The following is a 23,307-nucleotide window of genomic DNA, read 5'->3' as shown; positions in this document are numbered from 1 at the left end:
CGGTTGGTACTCTGCTAAAGTTATTTTTTACAGGTCGTTTTGAGATTTTATCAACGCTCTTATATTTGGTTATGGGTTGGTTGATTATTTTTGATTTTACCGCTTTGTCCGCTCGCATGCCAATCAACGGACTTTATCTCTTATTCGCAGGAGGTTCTTTTTATACTGTTGGAATTATCTTTTATCTGGTAGAAAAAATCCCATATAACCATGTGATTTGGCACCTGTTCGTCTTAGGAGGTGCTATTTGTCATTTTTTTATGATTTATGGATCTGTGATATAAAAAGATTCTTTGCACGAGCGTTACGCTTTTTTTATAAAAGCTAAAGAAAATTGACGGGATCAATACAATCTTAAATTTATGCGTCTTTAATGCTGTCACTGTTTATGTACTCGTTAGATGAGTTCATAAAATAACTTACTCAATCCTAATAGATTGTGTCGTAAACGATAAGCCTTGTTGTCCTGCGGTAGAATTCATTACACCTTCAAATAAAGGTTCAGGGCAATTTTGAGGAATACTCCACTCAAAAATAAAGTTTGATCCAGTACCTCCTTCAATATCAACTTCATCAATAATAATTTCGGTAGTTTCTAGAGGTGCTAAATAAATAGCATGATCAAAATAAGTGGTCAATAAGTTACCATGTGTACCATAATAACCCGCTTTAAGAATATAAATAGTATCTTTTGTGCTAAGATTTCTTAGGCTAGCCAGTGCTGTTAAATTACGTGTTTTGTGTTGAGAGATACTGTAAATCTGTGAGTATATGGATAAATAGGATAGTCCCGTTTGTAGGTTCGTTTTATTAGAAATATCAATTTTACGTTTTGCCCAGTTTTCTTTATGTACATCTTCGGTTTTTTGTGAGGTATCACAACTAACGATAATTATAGAGAGAGCGAAGAGTATAGAGGTTAGTTTCATAGTTATGAGATCTATTACACGTCACGTGTAGTTCTGTTAATAATGATAACGGTCTATAACGAAGTTCGACTATTTAGTCGAGAAATTCAAATTAACTAATCCTCTAGTACATCACGATACTCCTCAAAGAAGGCTTCATATTGATTCATAGTATCATAAAAAAACACCATAACATCTCGCCAAGTGTTTTTATTATGGATAGAGACCTTCTGTTCTAGAGGTCTATAGATTCTAGAAATTTCTTTACCGTTTTCTAGGACGTATTCTTCTTTAAAAATAACATAAGGAAGATAGTCATCAATCAAAATAGATTTTAAAGATTGTAGTTTCTCCCAGTATTTGATTCGGTTTTCTAAATCATCTTCGAGGTCAAGAGTGACTAATGCCTTTTTAGTATCGAAATGAAATTTAAACGAAAAGCCTTTGATTTTTGTGTCATATAGAATCCATTTTCTAGGGAAAGACTTCCCGAAACTTGTCCAGAACTCTTCTCTTAAAATACGACTCTCTTCTTTTGAAAACATGTATACTAGTGTTTTTGAATAATAGACTGATTAGATTTACAAAAGAAAACAAAACTTAGGAGAATTCTTTCGGTTTTATATTCCTATATAGAACTAGCAATACATTATATATAGTTTTGTAAACTATTTTTTTAATTCATAATGTGTATTAGTTGACTTATTCCATAAAAGTAAATTCCACCAATTATAAAACTCTGATAAAATTTAATTTCATTGTTGTGCTTTTCAGGTCCGTCCATAGACTAATTAATTTTTCTTTTTCAGATACGACAACTTTTGTATTCGTAATAAAATCACCAATTCGTCTTTCGGGATTTATGAATCCGACAATGACTTCTAAAGGCCAAGCTAAACATATTGTGAAAGTCCTTATAAAGCATTGTAATTCAGTCGCAGGTTTTTCAGTTTTCCGATTAATAACTTGATATCCTAAAATTTGTTTTGCAGGACTTTTAGTATTAAAAAAATCTTTGTTTAAATACATAAAAAACATTGACAAGAAAGCAAACCTCGATACCTGATTATTAAATTTCACTTATCATTATATCCATCATCAAAAGCCATGGAGGAACAATAAGCATCGTCATAATTAAATGATCCAACAGCATACTTGAAACGCAATGGAATCTTGTATTGATTTTGAAATATTACTAACTTCTTTGTGTAAAACCCCTTTATAATCGCTTTCGTTCATAATCAAATTAACGCTTACTAAATGATATAAGCAATTCCAACACCCAAAATAATGGCAATCAATTTTGAAAGATTGAACTTATGACCTTCACCACTTTCAAAAAGTATCGTCGTAGAAATATGGAAAAAGATTCCAATGACAATGGCATTGATCATTGTAAGGTAGTCAGTGGATATTTCCGAAGCATTCGACATAAAAGTTCCCAACGGTGTCATTATGGTGAATACAACTAGGAAACTTATAATTTGAAGTTTACTAAAGCTAGAGTGTATTAAAAAGGCAGAGATGAGTGCTGCAATTGGGATTTTATGAATGAGAACTCCGTAAACCATATCGTTATGCTCGTGTATTGGGAAGCCTTCTAAGAAACTGTGTAAACAGAGACTTATAAATAACATCCATGGAAAGGCAGTCTCGTCTTTATGAATATGTACATGTCCATGCTCGGCTCCTTTGGAGAAAAATTCTAAAATGATTTGAAGTAAAATACCACCCATGATAAATAATCCAGTGGTTTTTGCTTCAAGATGATGATACACTTCTGGAAGCAAATCAAATAGGGTGAGTGCTAATAAAAAAGCACCACTAAAAGAGAGTAGGAGTTTGGTGTAAGATAATTTATCCTTTTTGGTTATGAATGCCAAAATAACACCAATACCAACTGCGAGTATGGGAAGTAAGTACGACTGCATTATTTAAATATCATGACTAAACGTTCTGATGTTTTTGGATCAAACCGGTTCAATTTATAATCACCAAAAACGTCTAATAAATAGACCCCTGCTTTTTCAAAGAGAGCTTCAAAGTCTTCTAAAGTAAATGCTCTAACGCGTTCTTGAAATTTATAATCTTCACCTTCAGCAGAAAAAGAAATATCTTTTACAATATAACCATCTACCACACTTCTTTTTTGATGGAAGTCGATACCGTCAACAGTTTTTATATTTTCATCTACTAAGTTATTTATAACTTTGTTACTGTTTAAAAAGTCGATAACACCAAAACCAGACGCATTTAAATCTGCATGTATTGCTCTTATAGTGTTTAAGTTGTCCTCTTCTTTTTCAAAATAGCCAAAACTTGTAAATAAATTAAAAACTGCATCAAATTGTTTTTTATACGGTTTGCACATGTCATGTACTTCAAATTGAAGTGTGTCATTTTCAAATTGTTTGGCGTACTCGATGCTGTTTTCAGATAAATCTGCTCCTGTAACATGATAGCCTAAACTATTGAGATATACAGAGTGTCTCCCTTTTCCGCAAGCTAAATCTAAAATCTCACCGTGTTCAGGAATATTTAGATAATCGGTGAGGTTATCCATGAAATGTTGCGCTTCAGTATCATCACGGTCTTTATATAAAATATGGTAAAACGGTGAGTCAAACCACGAGGCGTACCATTGTTGAGTATCTTTTGTCATATACATTTCCCACGAAAGTGGGAATCTCATTATTAAATATCGTTAGGTTGCCACAAAAATACTTTATTTTCGCAACCTATTAGACTATGTTCATGGAGAATAATTACAAAATGGTAGCCAAAACCTTATTTGGCTTTGAAGAGTTATTAGAGCGAGAACTCATACAGTTAGGTGCAATGCATGTTAAAAAAGGCGTTAGAAACGTTAGTTTTGAAGGTGATAAGGGCTTTATGTATAAGGCCAACTTAGCACTACGTACTGCCATTAAAATACTAAAACCTATAAAAACTTTTAAGGTGCTCAATGAACAAGATCTTTATGATCAGGTTTATAAAATGCCTTGGGATAAGTATCTAAAGGCTACTGGAACCTTGGCTGTAGATGCTACAGTACATTCAAAGGCGTTTACACACTCTCAGTATGTCGCTTTAAAAACTAAAGATGCCATTGTAGATAAGTTTAGAGAGACTGATGGACAACGACCAAATGTGGATCTGCGTTTTCCTGATTTGAAGATTAATGTTCATATTGACCGACAAGTTTGTACAATATCCTTAGACTCGTCTGGAGAATCTTTACATAAGAGAGGTTATAAAACGGCAACGAATATCGCACCTATAAACGAAGTACTTGCTGCAGGACTTGTTATGTTGTCTGGTTGGGATGGTCAATCTGATTTTATGGATCCAATGTGTGGTAGTGGAACTATTTTAGCAGAAGCTGCTATGATTGCTTGTAATATTCCACCAAATTTAATGCGTAAGGAGTTTGCATATGAGCGTTGGGGAGATTGGGATGTGGACTTATTTGAGAAGATTGAAGCATCATTACTCAGTAAAACTAGAGATTTTCATCATAAAATGATTGGTTATGATAAGTCTCCAAGTGCAGTTTCAAAAGCTAAGGACAATATAAAGAATGCTCATTTAGATGAATTTATCACTATAAAGCACGAGGATTTCTTTAAAACACAAAAAGCAGGTGAGAATAAATTACATATGGTTTTTAATCCACCTTATGGTGAGCGTTTAGATATCAATATGGAGGAGTTTTATAAAAATATTGGCGATACCTTAAAACAAGGATACCCAGGAACAGACTCTTGGTTTATTACTTCAAACCTCGAAGCTTTAAAACATGTTGGTTTGAGACCTTCTCGAAAAATTCATTTGGTGAATGCAAAATTAGAAGCGCGACTTTTGAAATATGTGATGTATGAAGGGAGTAAGAAGGGAAAGTACATGAATACTGATGAAGATTAAATACTGATAAAGTGTTTGTTCTGTTTTGTGGTATTCCTTCTTATTAGTGTCTCTGGTTTTGGACAAGAATTAAAATGTAAAACGTTTAAAACGGCGACTTGTATTATTCCGGGGGACTCTATAGTACCTTAGTCTACTTTGAAAAGAAGTAAAACCTCCCAAACAGAACGTATCTCTGCTAACGAATTCACTAATTATGTATTGACTTTGAGTACATCAACACCAGAGCACACTCTATCTGAAGTTGAAAAACTAATTAAAAAAGAAGGTGGTTTGAGAATTAGAATGCTAAGAACGGCTGTGGATACCCTGTTTTTTAGAGCTATGGCTAAAATAAATGGAATAGATCATTCTAGAGATGGTTATCAAATATTATTTATTCCTCTAAAAAGGTAATTGATTTAAGAACTTCTAAGCCTTCCTCTAAAGTGATATCATAGCAGTATAGTGCTATATCATAAACTTTCTTTATATCATCACGATGAATAACGGCATTGATTATTGTTTCCTTGTATTCTTTATCATAGCAAACAGAGTAAAAGCTTTCGTGATTATTTAAAAATGAAGTACCTACTTTTTTTAATTCTAGTCTCATATCTGAGCAACCTTGACTAGAAGAAAATTTTATGTCATTTAGGTATTTCTCTAACTGATCTTGGTAGTTAATTATTTCCATATTGATACCTACTGTATCATTGCCGGCATCATAATCTGTTTCATTTTCATCACCTTCGCTATCTACCTTAGTCTTTGTAATAAAAGTAAGTTTTCCATCTTTCCACACATTGGTATGTTGTGCATTTAATGTCATTTGAAAAGCAATAAGTAAAACTAGGGTAAAGATTGATTTCATGTCTTTTGTGTATGTAAAGTAGTGTTATTCTTTATCTCTTCTTTTAACAACAACTTTCTTGTCTTTCTTAAAAATAGGAACTAAATAAGAGATGGTATAACCAAAACCTAATCCAAAACGACCGCTATCATAAGTTCTATTGAAGCCAGGAACATACAAGTTTTCAAAACCAACAGGTTGATCTTGTGTTACCATTGCTTTAATTTGAATATTTAGACCTGCATATAGATTTGTAAATAATTCTGCCTTAAGACCTATAATTAATTCTGCCCAAATTGCAGATAGTCCACTAAACTCTTGTGGTGTTTGCTCCGTAAACTGATTAGGCCAATATTGGTCTGGATTATAAACTGTAAATTGATTTTGAGTTTGACTAAAGGTACTCACGCCAACTCTAATACCAGTGTAAACCATGTTTTGCATGTCTAACCAATTTGTATACGTGTTGTAGTCAATACCTGCTTTAAAGTAGCTTCCGTTTGCAGTGACGTCTAAAAAATCTGTCGCTATTCTGCGTTCTTCTGTACCTAACTCACCAGCAATGTATAGTTTCTTGGTCAATCTGTAATCACCATTAATTTCAAAACCAGTATACTCCTTATCGATAAAAGAACGGGCTATTTTACCAATGTCACCACCTAATCGGAGTCCGTATTTTTGTTTGTAAACTAACGTGTCTGCTGGTTTTTCAGTATCACCTATTTGTGCGTGAGATGCTAATGAAAATAGCATCACTATTATCAAATTAATGATAAATAATAATCTGTGCTGCGTTTTCATTTTCTACGGTTTGATTAATTATGTCAAAACTTGTTATCCAAGGGTCGGCATCTAATGCTCTAGTTATTCCGTCAGGATCATCTAAATTAAAGATGCTTTTATAGCCACAAGCTCTGGAGACGTAAATAAATTCTGGTGTGTATTTTATAGTTATAATGTCTATGTTATGATCATTTGTCTCATCCGAGTTATCAGCAAAATCAGCATTTTTTATTAATTGAAATCGTGTAGTAGTTCCTTCCCCATCAATACCATCTTCTTGAAAACGTAAAGGTAAGTTAATAGAGTCTGTAGTCGTTCTGGTGACTATTGGAGTTTCGGAGTTTGGAACGTTCATATCGTTAAGTCCGTCAACCTCCAATTGTCTAACTTGTTTAAGATTCTCAGGGATATTAACATCATAAAATCTAATGATTAAATGAGGCGTTGTAGGCGTAGCCTCAGCACAAATATCATCGCGCTCGCAACTCCATGTTATGATGGCAATGAGCGCAATACAACTACATAAACTTATGATTCGTTTCACAATTACTATTTTAATTATCTTTTTTCTAGGAGTACAACATTCTCGACATGATGCGTTTGTGGGAACATATCAACAGCCTGAGTTTTTGTGATTTTATAAACATCTTTCATCAAAGCTAAATCCCTTGCTTGCGTTGCACTATTACAACTTACATAAACTATTTTTTCTGGCGCAATATTTAATATTTGATTAACAACATCCTTGTGCATCCCATCGCGAGGAGGATCTGTAATAATAACATCTGGTTGTCCGTTTTGTTTAATAAAGGCATCATTAAACACATTTTTCATGTCTCCAACAAAAAAGTTAACGTTTTCAATACCATTTAATTGCGCATTTTCTTTAGCTGCAATAATGGCATCTGGCACAGCTTCAACACCCACAACATATTTAGCTTGTTTGGCAACAAATTGAGCTATGGTTCCTGTACCTGTGTATAAATCATAAACGAGTTCATCACCTTTTAAATTGGCAAAATCTCTTGTGATTTTATACAATTCATAAGCTTGATGAGAATTGGTTTGGTAAAATGATTTAGCATTGATTTTAAATCGTAAGCCTTCCATTTCCTCAAAAATGTGATCTTCACCATTATAAAGAATGACATCTTGATCGTAAATCGTATCGTTCGCTTTTCCGTTTATGACATATTGTAAGGATGTGATCTGCGGAAATTTATCTGCTAGAAAATTGAGCAGTAATTCACGTTTTGGCTTATCTTCTTTAAAAAATTGAATCATTACCATCAAATCACCAGTGGTAGATGTACGAAGCATCATCGTGCGCAATAGACCGGTTTGGTTTCTCGTATTGAAAAATTCTAAATCATTTTCTACTGCAAAATCTTTTACAGCGTTTCTAATGGCATTAGATGGATCTGCTTGTAACCAACATTTATTGATGTCTAGAATCTTGTCCCACATTCCGGGAATATGAAAACCTAAAGCATTTCTATCTCCTAAGTCCTCTTCAGATTGTATTTCGTCTACAGTTAACCAACGACTATCGCTAAATGAGAACTCCATTTTGTTACGATAGAAATACTGTTCTGCAGCAGCAAGAATAGGCGTAACCTCAGGTAATTCTAAATGGCCAAGACGTACTAAATTATTAGTCACTTCTTTTTGCTTGTATTCTAGCTGATATTTGTAATCCATATCCTGCCACTTACAACCACCACAAACACCAAAGTGTTCACATTTAGGTGTTGTTCTTTTATCAGACAGTTTATGGAATTTTATAGCTTTACCTTCAAAATAAGATGTGCGCTTTTTAAAAGTTTGGACGTCCACAACATCTCCAGGAACTGCATTTGGTAAAAAAATAACCCGGCCATCTGGCGCTTTACCAATCGTTTTTCCTTTTGCACCTGCATCTATCACTTCGATATTCTCGAAAATCTGTCGTTTGTTTTTACTTCTTGCCATGGTACAAAAATAATAATCGAAACACATAAAATATAGGTAAATAGAATTATCTTGAAAAAACTTCAAAAATAAATGAACCTTTCAGTTATTTCTGCGTCTTTAATATGTAACCTAGTCAAAATATAATGCAAAAAGAAGATGATATTCTAGTTTTAGAGTTTCAGTTAGGAAACAAAAAAGCACTAGCTAGTTTAGTTAAAAAGTGGCATCTTATATTCTGTAAAAAAGCATATTGGTTGGTTAAGGATGCCGATGTAGCTAAAGATATTGCTCAAGAATCATGGCAGGTTATTATAGATAAGATTGAAACGCTTAACGATGTGAGTCGTTTTGGTAGTTGGGCACTGCGAATAGTATATTCAAAGTCGTTAGATCATCTGAGAATACGAAGTAAAGAGCGCTTAAGAGTTTCTAATACAGTTGAACAGCAAATAGGTATCGTAGAGACTTATAAAGAAAACAACACGTTAAAAGAGGTGCTCTTAAAAGCAGTAAAACAATTGCCAGGCCAACAACAAGTCGTTGTGAGACTTTTTTATACTCAATCGTATTCATTAAAAGAAATTAGTGAGACACTTAGTATTTCTGTAGGTACTACAAAATCAAGGCTTTATAACGCGAGAGAAAAACTGAAATTAATATTAAAATACCATAATTATGAAACCTAAAATGGAAGACATAGATAAATTAATCAAAGACACCTTAACAGAGGAGGAAACGAAATTTTACGATTCATTAGAAGGGCAAAACATATTTGGGATGGTTCGTGGTTTGTATCGAGGTAAAAATTGGTGGTTTACCTTAATTATGCACATCATGAATATTATTGCTTTTGGACTGGCTATTTATTGTTTGGTAAAAACGTTTGATGAGGAGAATGCAAACAATCTGTTGTTATGGATTGCTGGTTTCTTCTTTTGCTTCATTGTAATGAGTATGTTGAAACTATATTCTTGGATGGCAATGGATAGAAATGCTATTTTGAGAGAAATGAAACGTTTAGAGCTACAAATTTCGTCGTTGTCAGGGAAAATTTCAGAATAAGATTTTATTTCGTTGCATAAAATTCTTAATTTGCCAGTCCTAGGGATGATTTCTCTCCCACGCTGCTTTTTCATGACTTTGAAAGAATAAAGGTACAGAAGGAATGGTTATTTTAAATACCCAGTAGTTTGGGTATTAACTTTAAATTATTTTTAAAATGGCTGTTTTAGACCAATTAACTTCGCAACAAGCGATAGATTTAGAAAACAAGTATGGTGCACACAATTACCATCCTTTACCAGTAGTATTGAGTAGAGGAGAAGGTGTGTATGTTTGGGATGTAGAAGGCAAGAAATATTATGATTTTCTGTCTGCTTATTCTGCAGTAAACCAAGGGCATTGTCATCCTAAAATTGTTGATGCTATGACTGCGCAGGCAAAAACGCTTAGTTTGACATCAAGAGCGTTCTATAATGACATGCTAGGGAAATATGAGAAATACGCATCTGAGTATTTTAATTTCGATAAGTTATTACCAATGAATACAGGTGCAGAAGCAGTTGAAACTGCTTTGAAGATTTGTAGAAAATGGGCTTATGAGGTCAAAGGTATTGCAGAGAATGAAGCACAAATAGTGGTATGTGAGAATAATTTCCATGGAAGAACTACAACCATCATCTCTTTTAGTAATGATGATGTTGCTAGAAAAAACTTTGGCCCTTATACGAAAGGATTTATAAAAATAGAATACGATAATCTAAAGGCATTAGAAGATGTTTTAGAAAGTAATACCAATATCGCTGGATTCTTGGTAGAACCAATTCAAGGAGAAGCAGGAGTGTATGTTCCGTCGGAAGGTTACTTAGCAAAAGCAAAAGCGTTGTGCGTAAAGCATAATGTGCTGTTTATAGCAGATGAAGTACAAACAGGAATCGCAAGAACAGGTCGTTTATTAGCAACCTGCGGAAATTGCAGCTGTATAGATAAAAATTGCTCTGGTACTCCAGAAGTAAAAGCAGATATTTTAATTTTAGGTAAAGCTTTATCTGGAGGCGCTTATCCAGTATCTGCTGTTTTAGCAAATGATCCAATTATGAATGTTATTGGGCCAGGAAATCACGGCAGTACTTTTGGTGGTAATCCCATAGCCGCTGCAGTAGCAATGGCTGCACTTGAAGTGGTTAGAGATGAGGATTTAGCAGAAAATGCATTTCAATTGGGAGTACTTTTCCGAAGTGAACTGAATACTTATATCGAAACGAGTCCTATTGTAAAACTCGTGAGAGGAAAAGGTTTGTTAAACGCTATTGTTATTAATGATGATGAAGACAGTGATACCGCATGGAATATTTGCATGGCTCTTAAAGAAAACGGGCTTTTAGCAAAGCCAACTCACGGTAATATCATTCGTTTTGCGCCACCTTTGGTGATGACTAAAGCGCAATTATTAGATTGTGTGTCTATTATTGTTAAGACGTTAAAGCAGTTTGAAGCTTAAAATTTTTAAAGAAAGTACATTGTATAAAAAAACCTCAATATTTCTATTGAGGTTTTTTGTTATTATAAAATATCAGGATACTATTGCCCCATCATCTCTTTCATTTTTTCTTGCATTAACTCTTGGTCTTGCATAGCTTCCCATCCAAAAGTCGTAACCGCCCAAATGGTTGCTAGTAGATAAAGTACACTTAACACTAAGCCAATGATTGCCAGTATTTTTCCGATTTTGACATTTTGAAATCCTGTATACATGTCAGGGTTAGCTGCATAAATCGCTGTAGCTTTTTGTGCGAGTACGATAGTAATTATTCCTAGTACAATCCCTATTACGCCATAGCAGCAACAGGTGACTATTGATAAGATTCCTAATACTAAAATTAAGGTTGAATTTTTTAATTGTTCTTGGGTTTGATTGTGTTCCATGTTATGGTGTTTAGTTGATAAAGGTTTTATAAATAAAATTGCCAAGTATGAGTGAGGCATTTATAAGTGCCAAAATAATAATTATTTTGTAACCATACTTGAAATTTCTGAAGTAATTTAAAAAGATAACACCAACTAAGGCTATTAAGCTATAAATAGCAGGATACATTTGAAACGCAGCAATAAAGTCACCATTTAAGAGTAATGCTATTGACCTTTGCATACCACAGCCCATGCAATCTAACCCAAAGAGTTGTTTATTTAAGCAAGGCAACATATAGTCTTCTGGAGACATCATATTTAATCAGATAAGGTGCTGTAAAAGTAGCAAAAAAAATCATTTGTGATTAGTTTTTGATCACAACCTTCTTAGAAATAGATTGATTACTAGCCACTGTTATATTAGCAACATAAACACCTTCACTTAGTGATTGTGTAGAAAAACTGTAATCATTTTGAGCCCCTAGATTTTTAGCATTGATTACTATTTTTCCTGATATATCAAAAAGAGTCACAGATTTAATATCTAAACCGTTTGGATTTAAAACAGTTAATTCTGAGTTTTTAGTATTCTGGAAGACCATAAAATCTTCATCTGTAATGTCTGCAACATCTAAATTTTCAGCATTTTGGAAGGTGATTTCGAAGCGGTCTGTGTAGTTTCCTGCATCTAAGTTGATGCTATAGTTTTGTTGTCTTAGATCAACATAGATGTCGTTTTCAAGATCATGGATATAGATGGGTTGAGAGGTGTCAAAATTTTGGATATCAAAGATTCCAAATGTTATTGGTTGTTGATGTTTAACTTTTACAACTAAAGGAATTGTTAATTCTATATCAAAACTATGAGCTTGAATGACATAATCTTCGTTTTCTAAAGTCCAATGTATATCTGTTTCAAAAACACTAGGACTTTTTCCTTCCATGCCGTAATCAAATCCATCGGTCGCATTGTCATGAAAATTTGCTAATATTTCTCTAGAGTATAAATCATTAAAGCTTGCTGCAAATCTAAATCGTTTATAATCTGATGATACCAAAAAATGCCCATTCTCATCATATTGACTTGGAACCGAGTTATTGTCATTTGTATTGTCATCACTAGTTCTAAAAAACTCACTATCTGAAGAGGACTCTTTATAAAAGTCACGGTGTGAATTTTTTACATATATGGAACTATTTGCAGCTCCCTCTACCATAAATCCTTGTCCAATTGGGATGTAACGTTTTGCAACTTTTATTCCATTTGTTGGAGTACCAGGAGGTGAATTTACAGTACCATCAGCAAAATAGAATAAATAAGGTGCTGGAACAAAAGATTCAGTAACATTATCTGAACCATCAGGTTCTGTGCAGGTATAAGTAGCATAGCCACCGACATAATCTTCAATATAATGAGAGTTAGAATTAGGTGCCTGCTCCCAATAATACAGAGCACCAGTCATTGATGCTACAAAGGGACTTGCTTCATCAATATTTGTATTTTGACTATCCCATAAGAAGTCTGCTGCATCTAAAGCTGATGGGTATGGATTACCAATTAATGTAAATTGGTTAGCAGCTATACTATTAGTTATCGTACCGCTATTAGGTTTTCCTCTAAAGTCATATTGCTGACTACTTGCGCCTGGAGCTAGTGTAGAACCCATACCTTTCATTGTAAATCCAAGTCCAGGAGCTATCGCTGTTGTTTCGTCGAGACCATTCCATTCACCATATTCGTCAGAAACTACAAATTTATATAGCCATCTATTTGAAATTGTTAAAGGGGAAGCTGTACCATTATAGTCTGATGTAAAATTAGCATTATTACTATCTGTCAATCCCATTGATTCGTCTATAAGTCCAACTCTAGCGGACTCATTCCCTGGAGTAGCCGTGTTATTTCCTACAGGAGAGCACCAATAATTGTAAGCCCATTGATTCGTATTGCCAGTTTGTTGCACACTTAATTGACCAACACCAGAATTCGTTGAAGCAGTATTGCCTTGGATTATCTGTGCTTCGTTACGCAAATAAATTTTACTATCTGCTTCGTTAAGATTTATGGCTCCTGTAACAAATAAAGGAGCCACATCAGGTCCTTCAATAAAACCATCACCATCTACGAAAATAAATGAGCTATTCGTTACTGTTAATTGTGCAGAGGCACTGAGACTTGATACAATACAAATTAAAAAGAGTATGTGTTTAATCATGTTGTTCCAATATTAATACGTTAGTGGTTAAGGATGACAAAATGTAGCTTCGGGGAAACTATATTTATTCTAAGAAATAAAGATAGGTAATTATCTGATTTTTAAAACATCAACAGGTTGTAAGGTGATTATTCTCGATGAAAATCATATTGATTTTAAAAACACATTGACTTTTGAAATAGTTTATCAATTTTCGAAAAACAAATATTTTAATTTTGACTTTCAATTAGCGTGTTAAGCTTTGCTTCTAAAAGCAATAGTTTAGCTTCTAGAGCTTGAGTTTTTGAATTTTGAATATTTATTATTGCTTGTTGCTCTTGAATACCTTTAGTTAAGATTGGAATAATTCTAGTATAATCAACAGCAACGAAACTTTCATTATTGTTTTCTACCTTTTGATTCGCTTTAAATTCAACAGACGCTTTCGTATTAAAGTTTTTTATTCTAGTGATTTCTGGTAGAATTTCTCTGACTTCTTGAGCTATAAAACCATATTCCATTTCTTCATTTAGCCCCATGGTTGGATATTTCTCTAAATCAAAGAAATATGTAACAGGATTTAATTCATCAATAATCGTTAAGGCATTATTAATTTGAGAGATATCTTTTTTTGTTCTTTGATCAGACATAGTACCAAAGAAGCCAGTATATCCTAAATCATTATAAAATTGGCCTCCCCATCCTGTATCAGGCCCACCACTGTTATAGCGAGAACCTAGAACTCCAGTTCCTTGATATTCATTACTTGTACCAAAAACTCCAACCGAGGCAGTATTTCCACCACCACCATAGATGGCTAACCCCAAAATACCAAAGGGAGTATATGCATTTCCTGAATAAGAAGTTATTCCTTCTAATCCATTATACGGGTTAGTTGCTGAGAGGTTGTAGGCAGATATTGGAACGCCATCTATCCCTGAGTTTGTAGATTGGATTAAAGGAGTCGCTCCAATATTACCTGTGTTGACAACTTCAAATGTATATGCCGGAGTCGTTGTCCCAATACCCACTTGTGCGTTTACTAAGCTGAAATTTACTATTATAAGTATTACAATAAGTCTTTTAAGGTTGATTGTCATATTCTTAGGTTAATTATTAAAATAAAAACTAAGTGGTGAAGATATCTTAGATTATTGAATTTTATAAGTAAATTCGATGTATCGTAATTTAATCATGTTAACATTCATTTATGTCTAAAAAAATCAGTTATTTTTTAATCGCAATTGGTGGACTAGTAGCTATTTATGCTCAAGCAAAAGCTGAGCAAAACCAATTAATCCTAATTTCTGGAATAGTAATTCTAATGCTAGGGGTGTACAATATCTCTAGAAATATTCCTAGTAAGAACGATCAAGACGACGAACCTCAAAATACTATAGAATGACTTTGAAAGTTGGTGACTCAGTTTCCGTTTTAGATGAAGCTATTAACGGTGTTATTTTAAAGATTTCTGGTGAGACGGTTACTATTGAAACAGAGGACGGTTTTGATATGGAATTTTTGTCTTCTGAAGTCATAAAAACCAAGTCCTTGTCTTCACAATTATTTGCAGATATGGATGTCAATACTGTCATTAACGAGAAAGAAACCGCGCATAAGCGCAAATCAGTTAAAGTAAAACCAAAAGATAGAGCGCTTCCTGCTATGGAAGTCGATTTGCATATTCATCAAATCACAACGTCTAATAAACATATGAGTAATTATGATATGTTGAATCTCCAATTAGATACTGCACGACATAAATTGGAGTTTGCTATTCAAAAACGCATTCAAAAAGTGGTATTTATCCATGGTGTAGGCGAAGGCGTTCTAAAATCTGAATTAGATTATCTATTTGGGCGTTATGATAATGTAAAATACTACGCTGCAGACTATCAAAAATATGGTTTAGGTGCGACTGAGGTTTATATTTATCAAAATGTAAATTCTTAATTGAATATAGGCTCACCTGGTCTTGTGCCTGTTGCAGTCAATTCTCCAAAACTAAAAGCTTGTTGAGTTAAATTTGGCAGTTGGATATTTTGTATGTCTATTGTAATTGTAAACTCTTGCTGGATTACATGCTCTTTAAACTCTGTGGCAGGTACGCTAGTATTTACGTTAAAATTTAAATAATCTGCACCAACATTAGGCTCTGAAACATCATTTTGTGGATTGTTATCTTGAGTAACATTTTCTTCATCTCTAGTTAGTACTGTGTCACCATCATCGTCATTATCTAAGTAATTTGGCACGCCATCATTGTCTGTGTCTAACGCGTTAGCAAAACCATCTATAGCTGTGTAATTGACCTCTTCTAAAACGGTGTAAACATTGTCACCATCATCGTCTACATCAAGATAATTAGGTATTCCATCTAAATCGGTATCATCATCGTCTAAATTACCATTTCCATTGAGGTCTTCAAATTCTGCAGGAATTCCGTCATTATCATCTTCAATTAAAACAGTTGTTAAGTCAGCTTGACCTGAAGTACTTTCAGCATCACTTGTTATATTTAAATCGGCAGGAGGAACGTCATTACAAAACACATTGTCGGGTATACTAGAATAGGTTCTATAATTAAAGGAATTTGTACTTGCACTAAACATAAATGTCTCTGTGAATATATTGTTAACATCTACGGCTAACATTTGTTCAAAAGTTCTATTGCTAATTTGAATTGATAACGTTTCTGGAGGACTGTCTTTTTCTTTAAAAAAAACTAAGCTACCGCAAGTTTCTAAGGCAACATCATCAAACTCTAAACTGACCTCAAAAATATCACCATCATCACAAGACAAAGCAATTAACCCAATTAAACAGATATATAGTAATTTACGCATCACAGTATTTTTAAAGCAAAAATAGAAGATTTATGAGTTTAAAGGTTGGGATTAACAAATAATTTTGAAAGGTCCATTTGATAGTTTTTAAAACGTCTATAATGTTGCATCTTTGCAATAAGTTTATACACCCTATGAAAACAGTTTATTTTGATAATGCTGCTACGACATCCATTCGTGATCACGTGATTGATAAAATGAGTGAGGTGATGAAATATAATTTCGGTAATCCTTCATCAACACATAGTTACGGTAGGCAATCTAAATCTTTAATTGAATTATCTAGAAAACGTATTGCGTCGTATTTTAATGTCACTGCTGCAGAAATAGTCTTTACCTCAGGAGGTACAGAAGCAGATAACCTAGTGCTTAGGAGCGCCGTAAGAGATTTAGAAGTCACAGAAATAATTACTTCAAAAATTGAACACCATGCCATTTTGCATGCTATAGATCAACTCAAAAAAGAGTATGCTATCGATGTGACGTATTTAGATTTAGATGATTATGGTGATATTGATTTGTTACAATTAGAAACACTATTACAAAAGGACACAAAACAACTCGTAACGTTGATGCACATTAACAACGAGATTGGTAATATTTTAGACCTTAAAAAGGTTGCCGAATTATGTAAAGCAAATAATGCTCTTTTTCATAGTGATACCGTTCAATCTGTGGGCCACTATAAATTAGACTTACAAGAAATACCTATTGATTATTTAGCAGCTAGTGCACATAAATTTCATGGACCAAAAGGTGTAGGTTTTGCTTTTCTTCGGAAAAATAGCGGATTGAGAGCTTCAATCTTTGGAGGAGAGCAGGAGCGAGGCTTGCGCGCAGGAACTGAGTCTATCCACAATATTGTTGGTATGGACGAAGCATTAGCAATCTCATACAGCAATTTAGATGCCGAAAGAAGCCACGTTAAAACCATCAAGTCTTATTTTATAGAACAATTACAATCTATATTTTCTGATATTAGTTTTAATGGTCAATCTGGAGACCTTGAGAAAAGCACCTATACATTAGTGAATGTTTGCATACCAATTGCTGCTGAGAAAGCAGGTATGCTCCAATTTCAGTTAGATTTAAAAGGGATTGCCTGTTCTAAAGGAAGTGCCTGTCAAAGTGGGAGTTCTCAAAATTCACACGTCCTTACTGAGATTTTGGATGACTCTCATTTAAATAGACCATCGGTACGTTTTTCGTTTAGTAGTTTTAATACTAAAGAAGAGGTTGATTATGTGATTGAGGTTTTAAAGGAGTTTGTGGAAAAGTAATAAGTCTTATAAATCATTTATTTCTTTTGCCATTTCAATGACTGTTTTTCCGCTAGACTCACCTAAAATTGAAATGTAATTACCATTGAGGTTGTTTACAATCACAAAACTGTGACATCCATAATGATACTCAAAAAATAATTTTTCTATAAATTGATTTTTGTCTAGTCGCCAGTTTATGTATTTCGCTCTATGAAATTTAATAGTTTCATCCTTTTTATGAATCCAAAACATATTGTAATTAAAGAATGTTTTTAGTTCTTTTAGATATCTTCTGTGATAGATGTTGTAGGCAATGCCAATAGACTTGTAATTACCATTATTACAGTCATCACGACCAGGGTGATATTGGATAATACTAAATTTTGGTTTAGAGCTGCTATTGGCTTCATTGAGATTAGAAAACATATTTTTCATTTGTAAAGCACTTAGTTTTCCAATAGTCTTTCGCTTTTTTAAAAGTGCAATGAAGCAAGTGTCTTTTTCGAAAGCTAGTGCCATAAAACGGTCGTCAAGACCCTTATATCTTGACGATTTATTCAAATACTCTTCCTTTTTTATTTGATCTCCATTGCCATCGTAATAATATACAGGTTTAGGACTCGTTTGGCCAAAACCATAAAAGCTTACAGATAGAAAGAGACAAACTAATACTATTTTCATCTATAATCGTGCACTCAACCTCACATTAAAAACACGAGGCGTTAGAAAATTAGGAATCGCAAATTGACGTTTACTATACACATCACGAACCCACGTATTTGTAATTGTGTTTTGTGCATCAAACATATTGAAAATCTCTATTCCTAAAGATAATTCTTTGAACTTTTGTTTCCACTTAGAGGTGTAAATTTTGTTCTGATCAACCAGTACATATGAGATTCCTAAATCGGCACGTCTATAATCTCGCAGTCGTGTTTGAAAATTATAAGGGTCTGCATAACTAGGTGAGCCACCAGGAACACCAGTATTATAAACCAAGTTTAAATACATTTTAAGTTCTGGGATGTTAGGCACATAATCTTGAAATAGGATTCCGAATTTTAAACGTTGATCTGTTGGTCTTGCAATAAACCCGCGATCCTCAATGTTTTCTTCGGTTTTTAAATATCCAAAACTAAACCAGCTTTCAGTACCAGGAACAAATTCTCCATTGAGTCTTAAATCCAGTCCATAAGCGTAGGCAGTCGCGTTATTTTTTGCTCGGTATCGAATCCTCACATTTTCTAATGTATACGGATTTACATCTGTTATGTTTTTATAGTATGCTTCGGAAACGAGCTTAAATGGACGATCCCATATTTTGAAACTATAGTCGTTACCAACGACTAAATGAAACGACTTTTGCGCTTTTACGTCTGGTTGTACAGTTCCTGAAGAATCACGTAATTCTCGATAAAAAGGAGGTTGATAATACACACCACCTGCAACTCTAAATAACATATCTTTCTCCCAATCTGGTTTTATAGCAAATTGTGCTCTAGGACTAAAAACCGTTTGCGTCGACGAGGAGACACCATTTTGATTAGGGATAGCACTATTTACAGTCCAGTTATGAATTCTCACACCAGCATTATAAAACACTTCGTTATTGCCAAGCATGGTGCGTTTGCTCCATTGTGCATAGGCCTGTAATCTATCAATTTTCACGGCATTGGTAGCTCTTACATTTTGAAAAGCGACTAATGGACCTTCAAAAGGCTCATAGGGTTGGTTATTTGAAATATCAAAAATAGGAGGTCTAACAGAAAATCCTGCACTATCAATAACTTCCCATTCTACTTGGCGATCTCGTATATCTTCATGCGTGTATTTTACAGACCACTCTAATGTTGTTTCGTCATCAATGGTGTAATCTCCTTTATGCTCTATATTAAAAATTAGCGCATCCAAATCATTACGGGCATGTGTGAGTTGTGAACCGATACCTTCTGAAAATTCTACGTCACCCAAATTCTCATCACCAATATTACTATTTACTTCTCCTAGTCTATAGCGGGCTAAAATGTCAAAATATTCTTCTTCGGTCGTATGGTAAGCAGACGCAATTAATTTAAGCGTCAAGTCATCTGTTGCAAAATAATTCGCTTTAAAGGCACCAAAATTAGTGAGGTATTGATCTTGCTCTTGTCCGTCATAGTTCACCAAAAGAGCAACAGGCTCGTCGAGAGTTCCAAAGTTAGTCTGACGATTCTTGGGTGTAAAGGTGTATTTGTTGAGTGAGATATTTCCGAGGAAATTAAGATGAAACTTATCACTAAACTTATACGTTAAATACGTTTGAACATCTGCAAAAATAGGTCTCACATTAGTTTCGGTTTCCAGAGAATTAATCAGTAAACTATTGTCTCTGTAACGCAATCCTATAATCCCTGAGAATTTAGAATCTTTACTCACTGCTTCGGCAGCAATGCTACCACCAAGTAAACTGGCATCTGCACGAATCCCAAACCCGGTAGGGTTGCGATATGTGATATCTAAAACAGAAGAGAGTTTGTCTCCATATTTGGCTTGAAACCCACCAGCTGAGAAATCTACATTTTGTACTAAATCTGTATTTACAAAACTCAAACCTTCTTGCTGTCCAGAACGGATTAAAAATGGTCTATAAATCTCAATTTCGTTGACATATACCAGATTTTCATCAAAATTTCCCCCACGAACAGAGTACTGTGTACTCAACTCATTAGAGATGTTAACACCAGGAAGTGTCTTTAATAAATTCTCAACACCAGGATTTGCGCCTTTAACGGTTCTAATAACTTCGGGTGAAATCGTAACAACACCATCTACTTTTTGTCGTGTATTCGTATGTATAACAACGGTTGCGATTTGCTCAATATTAATGCTCATCACAGGGTTGAATTCTATCTCTTGTCCGTTTTTTAAATTGAACTTCGCTTCAACACGTTTATGTCCAATATGTGTAAAAATGATGGTGATGTCTTTGTCTACTGGGATTTTTAGAATAAAGAATCCGTTTTCATTAGTTGTTGTACCATCGCTACCAGCTTTGATATTTACGCCATAAATAGGTGTTTTAGTATCGTTAAGTATGACGCCTCTAATGGTTGCAGTTTGCGACATTCCGAAGAAAGAAAAGCCAAGAAAGGCAATGAGTAGTGAGATATGTAGCTTCAAAAGGTTGTATTTTTATTTTCTAAAAAAGATAGATTCAAATGTAGTACTATTTCCTACATTATCTGTGACAATTATTTTTAGGTTGTTTTCGGTTGTGGTATTGATATGATCATCAAAATCATAAGTCAATGTATCTTCTTTGTAATCGTACTCCATTAAAATCCATTCCCCATTTATGGTTGCTCTGTAATTACTGATTCCAGATAAATCATCGTCTATACTAACCTTCAACTCGTTCAATTTACTTAACCACTTCCCATCTTGAAAATTAACAGGTTTGATGGTTGGGTTAACAGAATCTCGCGCTAAAGTAAAAGTTCCAAGAGATTTAGTTCTTGCGGATAGTAAATCACCTAATCGTTTTGTGCTTATATAACCTGGTCGTTGGTAATAACCGTATAAATTAGCTATAAATAATTTGTCTTTGTCAGCAACACTATAATTTTTAATATCAAATGTGATGGTGTAGCTTTTCATTAAAGGAATCGTATTTTTATGGAGTTTTAGAGTGTCATTTAAAACACTGAAGTTAATATGAAAGTCATCATAAAATGTATTCGTTGGAAAATAAACAGAGACATTGCTCTGCTCTAATTCATTAACCTGATTGGCTATTATATAGGTGTTAGGTTTGAGCTCAGGGGCTTCAAGAATTTCCTTAGCGGGTTGTCCTTTTACAGGAATGGATAACCAAGATTCATTACCACTAAAGTCTCTTAGTCTTACTTTGTACACTGTATTTGTGCTGTCTTCTACTGTAATATAACCATTAGCATTTACGTCTTTGAGCATGCTCAATGTATTACCAGATTGCACAAATAATTTCTGGATTCTAGAGTTTTCCTCTTTGTACACTTCGTAATCTATAAACCGATTAATATGTTTAGATTCAGCAAAACTAAAGCGTTTAAAATCCATTTCAAAGGTTTTGTTACCATTGTAAAAACCTTGTATGTTACTCAGTCCGTTTTTATTATATGCTAAATCTTGTTGATCATAAGTCACCACTCCAAAACCAATATCTCCATAGGCTTGAATAGGCTCTGTCGTATAATCTCCTTTTTCATTTGGAATGAGACGCAGCTCTTTTCTTTTTTTAATATTATTAATGTGTGCATTTCTGTCTCTAGGGTACGCATAAACTGCTGATAAAACAGGAGGCTTAGTATCTTTTATATCCATTCCAAAGAGCATTGGATTTATAGGACGCTCTTCATTATCTCGAATTTCAAAGTGTAGATGTGGTCCTCCAGAACTTCCGCTGTTTCCAGAAAAAGCAACAATTTCATCTGCAGTGATTAACAATTCATCAGGCGAAGGGAAAACTTCTACTTCATAGCTTTCTTTGTCATATTGACATTCTTTGATATATTTTTGGATGCGAGGTGAAAATTTACTCAAATGTGCGTACACACTAACATAACCGTTGGGATGGGTAATGTATAGGGCTTTTCCATAGCCATAATGTGATACTTTTATTCTACTCACATAACCTTCTGCTACTCCATAGACATTTAAACCTGTGCGTTGTTGTGTTTTTATATCTATTCCAGAATGAAAATGATTTGATCTAAGTTCGGCAAAAGTGCCAGAAAGAACTAACGTAACATCTAAAGGACTCCTAAAATAGTCTTTAGGATAAGGGGATTGTGAAAATCCTATATTAAACCAGAATAGTAGAAGTATGGTGTATTTCATAAATAAATTTCGTTGCATGCTAAAGTATCAATTTCAAAATAATCCTCAAAAGGATATTGTGATAAATCACTTAGATTCCAATTATACAGCATTATAACTAATTTAATGGAATTAAATTTCAAAATTTATCATAAAACAATTGCGATTATTCATGCAGTATGTTAACTTTGTTACATTAGTATTGAAATTTGTAAATGAGTAAAATTGAAGATGTTGTCGATTCTTTAGAGAATAAAATTAGCAAGGTTTTGCATAAGCTTGAAGTTTTAAAGCAAACAAATGCGAATATTTCTCAGGAGTTAGCATTACAACAACAAAAAAGTATTCAACAACAGGAAGAATTAAGTTCTTGGGTTGAAAAACATGAAGCTCTTAAAATTGCAAATTCATTACTTGGCAGTGACGAGAATAATCGAGAAACAAAGCTCAAAATAAATACATTAATTAGAGACATTGATCATTGTATTGCTCAACTATCTGAATAATAAACGTTAATGGCAGAACAGCTTAAAATAAAACTATCTATAGCAAATAGGGTATATCCTTTAACCATAACACCTGATCAAGAAGAAGGTTTACGTAAAGCAGCTAAAAAGATAGAAGCCATGATAAGTCAATTTGAGCAAAATTATTCTGTGAGAGATAAACAAGATGTTTTAGCAATGTGTGCTTTACAGTTTGCGTCTCAAGTAGAACAGAAAACAATAGATAAGGCCAGTGTTAGTGAAGACGTTGAAGAAAAGCTTAATGCTTTAGATCAATTACTTCAAAAACACTTAAGTGCTTAGTGTTCTTTTAAATAAAATAATAGGTTACTGCCTACATTAGTGATATTTTTTG

General features: G+C 33.8%; 27 protein-coding genes. 11 read left to right on the top strand and 16 right to left on the bottom strand.

What is annotated here, in order from left to right; translation table 11 throughout:
* The coding region (gene trhA, locus ACJAZK_RS09070) for a PAQR family membrane homeostasis protein TrhA (RefSeq protein ID WP_415223662.1) at positions 1-284 on the top strand (284 nt) is incomplete at its 5' end.
* Positions 285-419: 135 nt separating this feature from the next.
* Here trhA and ACJAZK_RS09065 read toward each other — a convergent pair.
* The 4 genes from ACJAZK_RS09065 to ACJAZK_RS09050 all read right to left on the bottom strand — a co-directional run bounded on the left by ACJAZK_RS09065 (position 420) and on the right by ACJAZK_RS09050 (position 3,570).
* On the bottom strand, positions 420-929 hold the full coding sequence (locus tag ACJAZK_RS09065; protein ID WP_415223661.1) for a DUF3124 domain-containing protein: 510 nt from the start codon (positions 927-929) through the stop codon (positions 420-422).
* Between the two features lie 95 nt (positions 930-1,024).
* Entirely contained in the window at positions 1,025-1,453 is a 429-nt protein-coding gene (locus tag ACJAZK_RS09060) for a DUF4268 domain-containing protein (RefSeq protein ID WP_415223660.1), read from the bottom strand.
* Positions 1,454-2,164: 711 nt separating this feature from the next.
* A complete protein-coding gene (locus ACJAZK_RS09055) occupies positions 2,165-2,839 on the bottom strand; it encodes a ZIP family metal transporter (protein WP_415223659.1) in 675 nt (224 codons plus the stop codon).
* A complete protein-coding gene (locus ACJAZK_RS09050) occupies positions 2,839-3,570 on the bottom strand; it encodes a class I SAM-dependent methyltransferase (protein WP_415223664.1) in 732 nt (243 codons plus the stop codon). The genes ACJAZK_RS09055 and ACJAZK_RS09050 overlap by 1 nt, the downstream gene beginning before the upstream one ends.
* Before the next feature lie 92 nt (positions 3,571-3,662).
* Here ACJAZK_RS09050 and ACJAZK_RS09045 point away from each other — a divergent pair, with 92 nt between their 5' ends.
* Both ACJAZK_RS09045 and ACJAZK_RS09040 read left to right on the top strand, forming a co-directional pair.
* Positions 3,663-4,832: a THUMP domain-containing class I SAM-dependent RNA methyltransferase gene (locus ACJAZK_RS09045; RefSeq protein ID WP_415223658.1), complete on the top strand. Its 1,170-nt coding sequence runs from the start codon at positions 3,663-3,665 to the stop codon at positions 4,830-4,832.
* 138 nt (positions 4,833-4,970) lie between these two features.
* Positions 4,971-5,228 carry a hypothetical protein gene (locus ACJAZK_RS09040; RefSeq protein ID WP_415223657.1) on the top strand — a complete coding sequence of 86 codons (258 nt, stop codon included), beginning with the start codon at positions 4,971-4,973 and terminating at the stop codon, positions 5,226-5,228.
* Here the strand turns inward: ACJAZK_RS09040 and ACJAZK_RS09035 are convergent.
* From ACJAZK_RS09035 to rlmD, 4 genes are read right to left on the bottom strand one after another with little or no spacing between them, the layout of a single operon-like run.
* Complete coding sequence (locus ACJAZK_RS09035) at positions 5,209-5,685, bottom strand: hypothetical protein (protein ID WP_415223656.1); 477 nt, start codon at positions 5,683-5,685, stop codon at positions 5,209-5,211. The genes ACJAZK_RS09040 and ACJAZK_RS09035 overlap by 20 nt on opposite strands.
* A 24-nt stretch (positions 5,686-5,709) precedes the next feature.
* A complete protein-coding gene (locus ACJAZK_RS09030) occupies positions 5,710-6,465 on the bottom strand; it encodes a DUF6048 family protein (RefSeq protein WP_415223655.1) in 756 nt (251 codons plus the stop codon).
* Positions 6,431-6,991, bottom strand: a complete 561-nt coding sequence (locus tag ACJAZK_RS09025) for a DUF6452 family protein (protein ID WP_415223654.1) — start codon at positions 6,989-6,991, stop codon at positions 6,431-6,433. The genes ACJAZK_RS09030 and ACJAZK_RS09025 overlap by 35 nt, the downstream gene beginning before the upstream one ends.
* A gap of 14 nt (positions 6,992-7,005) precedes the next feature.
* A complete protein-coding gene (gene rlmD, locus ACJAZK_RS09020) occupies positions 7,006-8,418 on the bottom strand; it encodes a 23S rRNA (uracil(1939)-C(5))-methyltransferase RlmD (protein WP_415223653.1) in 1,413 nt (470 codons plus the stop codon).
* Between the two features lie 125 nt (positions 8,419-8,543).
* Here rlmD and ACJAZK_RS09015 point away from each other — a divergent pair, with 125 nt between their 5' ends.
* From ACJAZK_RS09015 to rocD, 3 genes are all read left to right on the top strand, one after another.
* Positions 8,544-9,086: an RNA polymerase sigma factor gene (locus tag ACJAZK_RS09015; RefSeq protein WP_415223652.1), complete on the top strand. Its 543-nt coding sequence runs from the start codon at positions 8,544-8,546 to the stop codon at positions 9,084-9,086.
* The gene (locus ACJAZK_RS09010) at positions 9,076-9,462 is read left to right on the top strand and encodes a DUF6768 family protein (protein ID WP_415223651.1); all 387 of its coding nucleotides are present in this window, start codon (positions 9,076-9,078) and stop codon (positions 9,460-9,462) included. The genes ACJAZK_RS09015 and ACJAZK_RS09010 overlap by 11 nt, the downstream gene beginning before the upstream one ends.
* 157 nt (positions 9,463-9,619) lie before the next feature.
* The gene (gene rocD / locus ACJAZK_RS09005) at positions 9,620-10,900 is read left to right on the top strand and encodes an ornithine--oxo-acid transaminase (protein ID WP_415223650.1); all 1,281 of its coding nucleotides are present in this window, start codon (positions 9,620-9,622) and stop codon (positions 10,898-10,900) included.
* Between the two features lie 80 nt (positions 10,901-10,980).
* Here rocD and ACJAZK_RS09000 read toward each other — a convergent pair whose 3' ends face one another.
* The 4 genes from ACJAZK_RS09000 to ACJAZK_RS08985 all read right to left on the bottom strand — a co-directional run bounded on the left by ACJAZK_RS09000 (position 10,981) and on the right by ACJAZK_RS08985 (position 14,602).
* Positions 10,981-11,325: a CCC motif membrane protein gene (locus tag ACJAZK_RS09000; protein ID WP_415223649.1), complete on the bottom strand. Its 345-nt coding sequence runs from the start codon at positions 11,323-11,325 to the stop codon at positions 10,981-10,983.
* A 10-nt stretch (positions 11,326-11,335) separates the two neighbouring features.
* Complete coding sequence (locus ACJAZK_RS08995) at positions 11,336-11,623, bottom strand: DUF2752 domain-containing protein (RefSeq protein WP_415223648.1); 288 nt, start codon at positions 11,621-11,623, stop codon at positions 11,336-11,338.
* A 49-nt stretch (positions 11,624-11,672) separates the two neighbouring features.
* A complete protein-coding gene (locus ACJAZK_RS08990) occupies positions 11,673-13,523 on the bottom strand; it encodes a T9SS type A sorting domain-containing protein (RefSeq protein WP_415223647.1) in 1,851 nt (616 codons plus the stop codon).
* A gap of 209 nt (positions 13,524-13,732) precedes the next feature.
* The gene (locus ACJAZK_RS08985) at positions 13,733-14,602 is read right to left on the bottom strand and encodes a tail fiber domain-containing protein (protein WP_415223646.1); all 870 of its coding nucleotides are present in this window, start codon (positions 14,600-14,602) and stop codon (positions 13,733-13,735) included.
* Positions 14,603-14,712: 110 nt separating this feature from the next.
* Here ACJAZK_RS08985 and ACJAZK_RS08980 point away from each other — a divergent pair, with 110 nt between their 5' ends.
* On the top strand, positions 14,713-14,907 hold the full coding sequence (locus ACJAZK_RS08980) for a hypothetical protein (protein WP_415223645.1): 195 nt from the start codon (positions 14,713-14,715) through the stop codon (positions 14,905-14,907).
* On the top strand, positions 14,904-15,455 hold the full coding sequence (locus ACJAZK_RS08975) for a Smr/MutS family protein (RefSeq protein WP_415223644.1): 552 nt from the start codon (positions 14,904-14,906) through the stop codon (positions 15,453-15,455). The genes ACJAZK_RS08980 and ACJAZK_RS08975 overlap by 4 nt, the downstream gene beginning before the upstream one ends.
* Here the strand turns inward: ACJAZK_RS08975 and ACJAZK_RS08970 are convergent.
* Positions 15,452-16,348 (bottom strand): hypothetical protein, encoded by an 897-nt coding sequence (locus ACJAZK_RS08970; RefSeq protein ID WP_415223643.1) that lies wholly within the window; start codon positions 16,346-16,348, stop codon positions 15,452-15,454. The genes ACJAZK_RS08975 and ACJAZK_RS08970 overlap by 4 nt on opposite strands.
* Positions 16,349-16,482: 134 nt before the next feature.
* Between ACJAZK_RS08970 and ACJAZK_RS08965 the strand changes: the two genes are divergently transcribed.
* Complete coding sequence (locus ACJAZK_RS08965) at positions 16,483-17,628, top strand: cysteine desulfurase family protein (RefSeq protein WP_415223642.1); 1,146 nt, start codon at positions 16,483-16,485, stop codon at positions 17,626-17,628.
* A 6-nt stretch (positions 17,629-17,634) separates the two neighbouring features.
* Here ACJAZK_RS08965 and ACJAZK_RS08960 read toward each other — a convergent pair whose 3' ends face one another.
* From ACJAZK_RS08960 to ACJAZK_RS08950, 3 genes are all read right to left on the bottom strand, one after another.
* Positions 17,635-18,291, bottom strand: a complete 657-nt coding sequence (locus tag ACJAZK_RS08960) for a hypothetical protein (protein ID WP_415223641.1) — start codon at positions 18,289-18,291, stop codon at positions 17,635-17,637.
* The gene (locus ACJAZK_RS08955; protein ID WP_415223663.1) at positions 18,292-20,715 is read right to left on the bottom strand and encodes a carboxypeptidase-like regulatory domain-containing protein; all 2,424 of its coding nucleotides are present in this window, start codon (positions 20,713-20,715) and stop codon (positions 18,292-18,294) included.
* Between the two features lie 66 nt (positions 20,716-20,781).
* Positions 20,782-22,467 carry a peptidoglycan DD-metalloendopeptidase family protein gene (locus tag ACJAZK_RS08950; protein ID WP_415223640.1) on the bottom strand — a complete coding sequence of 562 codons (1,686 nt, stop codon included), beginning with the start codon at positions 22,465-22,467 and terminating at the stop codon, positions 20,782-20,784.
* Between the two features lie 194 nt (positions 22,468-22,661).
* On the opposite strand from ACJAZK_RS08950, the gene ACJAZK_RS08945 reads away from it, so the two are divergent.
* Together ACJAZK_RS08945 and ACJAZK_RS08940 are read left to right on the top strand one after the other, a co-directional pair.
* The gene (locus tag ACJAZK_RS08945) at positions 22,662-22,952 is read left to right on the top strand and encodes a hypothetical protein (RefSeq protein WP_415223639.1); all 291 of its coding nucleotides are present in this window, start codon (positions 22,662-22,664) and stop codon (positions 22,950-22,952) included.
* A 9-nt stretch (positions 22,953-22,961) separates the two neighbouring features.
* Positions 22,962-23,255, top strand: a complete 294-nt coding sequence (locus ACJAZK_RS08940; protein ID WP_415223638.1) for a cell division protein ZapA — start codon at positions 22,962-22,964, stop codon at positions 23,253-23,255.
* Positions 23,256-23,307 lie beyond the last annotated feature (52 nt).

The sequence above is a fragment of the Psychroserpens sp. genome (assembly GCF_047633235.1).
Lineage (GTDB): Bacteria > Bacteroidota > Bacteroidia > Flavobacteriales > Flavobacteriaceae > Psychroserpens.
The sequence above is the reverse complement of the archived record's forward strand: the minus strand, read 5'-3'. Positions and strand labels throughout refer to the sequence as shown.

Excerpts from the sequence above, each read along its gene's own strand:
- ACJAZK_RS09065 (WP_415223661.1), bottom strand. The coding sequence starts at position 929 with ATGAAACTAACCTCTATACTCTTCGCTCTCTCTATAATTATCGTTAGT.
- ACJAZK_RS09060 (WP_415223660.1), bottom strand. The coding sequence starts at position 1,453 with ATGTTTTCAAAAGAAGAGAGTCGTATTTTAAGAGAAGAGTTCTGGACA.
- ACJAZK_RS09055 (WP_415223659.1), bottom strand. The coding sequence starts at position 2,839 with ATGCAGTCGTACTTACTTCCCATACTCGCAGTTGGTATTGGTGTTATT.
- ACJAZK_RS09050 (WP_415223664.1), bottom strand. The coding sequence starts at position 3,570 with ATGACAAAAGATACTCAACAATGGTACGCCTCGTGGTTTGACTCACCG.
- ACJAZK_RS09045 (WP_415223658.1), top strand. The coding sequence starts at position 3,663 with ATGGAGAATAATTACAAAATGGTAGCCAAAACCTTATTTGGCTTTGAA.
- ACJAZK_RS09035 (WP_415223656.1), bottom strand. The coding sequence starts at position 5,685 with ATGAAATCAATCTTTACCCTAGTTTTACTTATTGCTTTTCAAATGACA.
- ACJAZK_RS09030 (WP_415223655.1), bottom strand. The coding sequence starts at position 6,465 with ATGAAAACGCAGCACAGATTATTATTTATCATTAATTTGATAATAGTG.
- rlmD (WP_415223653.1), bottom strand. The coding sequence starts at position 8,418 with ATGGCAAGAAGTAAAAACAAACGACAGATTTTCGAGAATATCGAAGTG.
- ACJAZK_RS09015 (WP_415223652.1), top strand. The coding sequence starts at position 8,544 with ATGCAAAAAGAAGATGATATTCTAGTTTTAGAGTTTCAGTTAGGAAAC.
- ACJAZK_RS09010 (WP_415223651.1), top strand. The coding sequence starts at position 9,076 with ATGAAACCTAAAATGGAAGACATAGATAAATTAATCAAAGACACCTTA.
- rocD (WP_415223650.1), top strand. The coding sequence starts at position 9,620 with ATGGCTGTTTTAGACCAATTAACTTCGCAACAAGCGATAGATTTAGAA.
- ACJAZK_RS09000 (WP_415223649.1), bottom strand. The coding sequence starts at position 11,325 with ATGGAACACAATCAAACCCAAGAACAATTAAAAAATTCAACCTTAATT.
- ACJAZK_RS08995 (WP_415223648.1), bottom strand. The coding sequence starts at position 11,623 with ATGATGTCTCCAGAAGACTATATGTTGCCTTGCTTAAATAAACAACTC.
- ACJAZK_RS08990 (WP_415223647.1), bottom strand. The coding sequence starts at position 13,523 with ATGATTAAACACATACTCTTTTTAATTTGTATTGTATCAAGTCTCAGT.
- ACJAZK_RS08985 (WP_415223646.1), bottom strand. The coding sequence starts at position 14,602 with ATGACAATCAACCTTAAAAGACTTATTGTAATACTTATAATAGTAAAT.
- ACJAZK_RS08980 (WP_415223645.1), top strand. The coding sequence starts at position 14,713 with ATGTCTAAAAAAATCAGTTATTTTTTAATCGCAATTGGTGGACTAGTA.
- ACJAZK_RS08975 (WP_415223644.1), top strand. The coding sequence starts at position 14,904 with ATGACTTTGAAAGTTGGTGACTCAGTTTCCGTTTTAGATGAAGCTATT.
- ACJAZK_RS08970 (WP_415223643.1), bottom strand. The coding sequence starts at position 16,348 with ATGCGTAAATTACTATATATCTGTTTAATTGGGTTAATTGCTTTGTCT.
- ACJAZK_RS08965 (WP_415223642.1), top strand. The coding sequence starts at position 16,483 with ATGAAAACAGTTTATTTTGATAATGCTGCTACGACATCCATTCGTGAT.
- ACJAZK_RS08960 (WP_415223641.1), bottom strand. The coding sequence starts at position 18,291 with ATGAAAATAGTATTAGTTTGTCTCTTTCTATCTGTAAGCTTTTATGGT.
- ACJAZK_RS08955 (WP_415223663.1), bottom strand. The coding sequence starts at position 20,715 with ATGTCGCAAACTGCAACCATTAGAGGCGTCATACTTAACGATACTAAA.
- ACJAZK_RS08950 (WP_415223640.1), bottom strand. The coding sequence starts at position 22,467 with ATGAAATACACCATACTTCTACTATTCTGGTTTAATATAGGATTTTCA.
- ACJAZK_RS08945 (WP_415223639.1), top strand. The coding sequence starts at position 22,662 with ATGAGTAAAATTGAAGATGTTGTCGATTCTTTAGAGAATAAAATTAGC.
- ACJAZK_RS08940 (WP_415223638.1), top strand. The coding sequence starts at position 22,962 with ATGGCAGAACAGCTTAAAATAAAACTATCTATAGCAAATAGGGTATAT.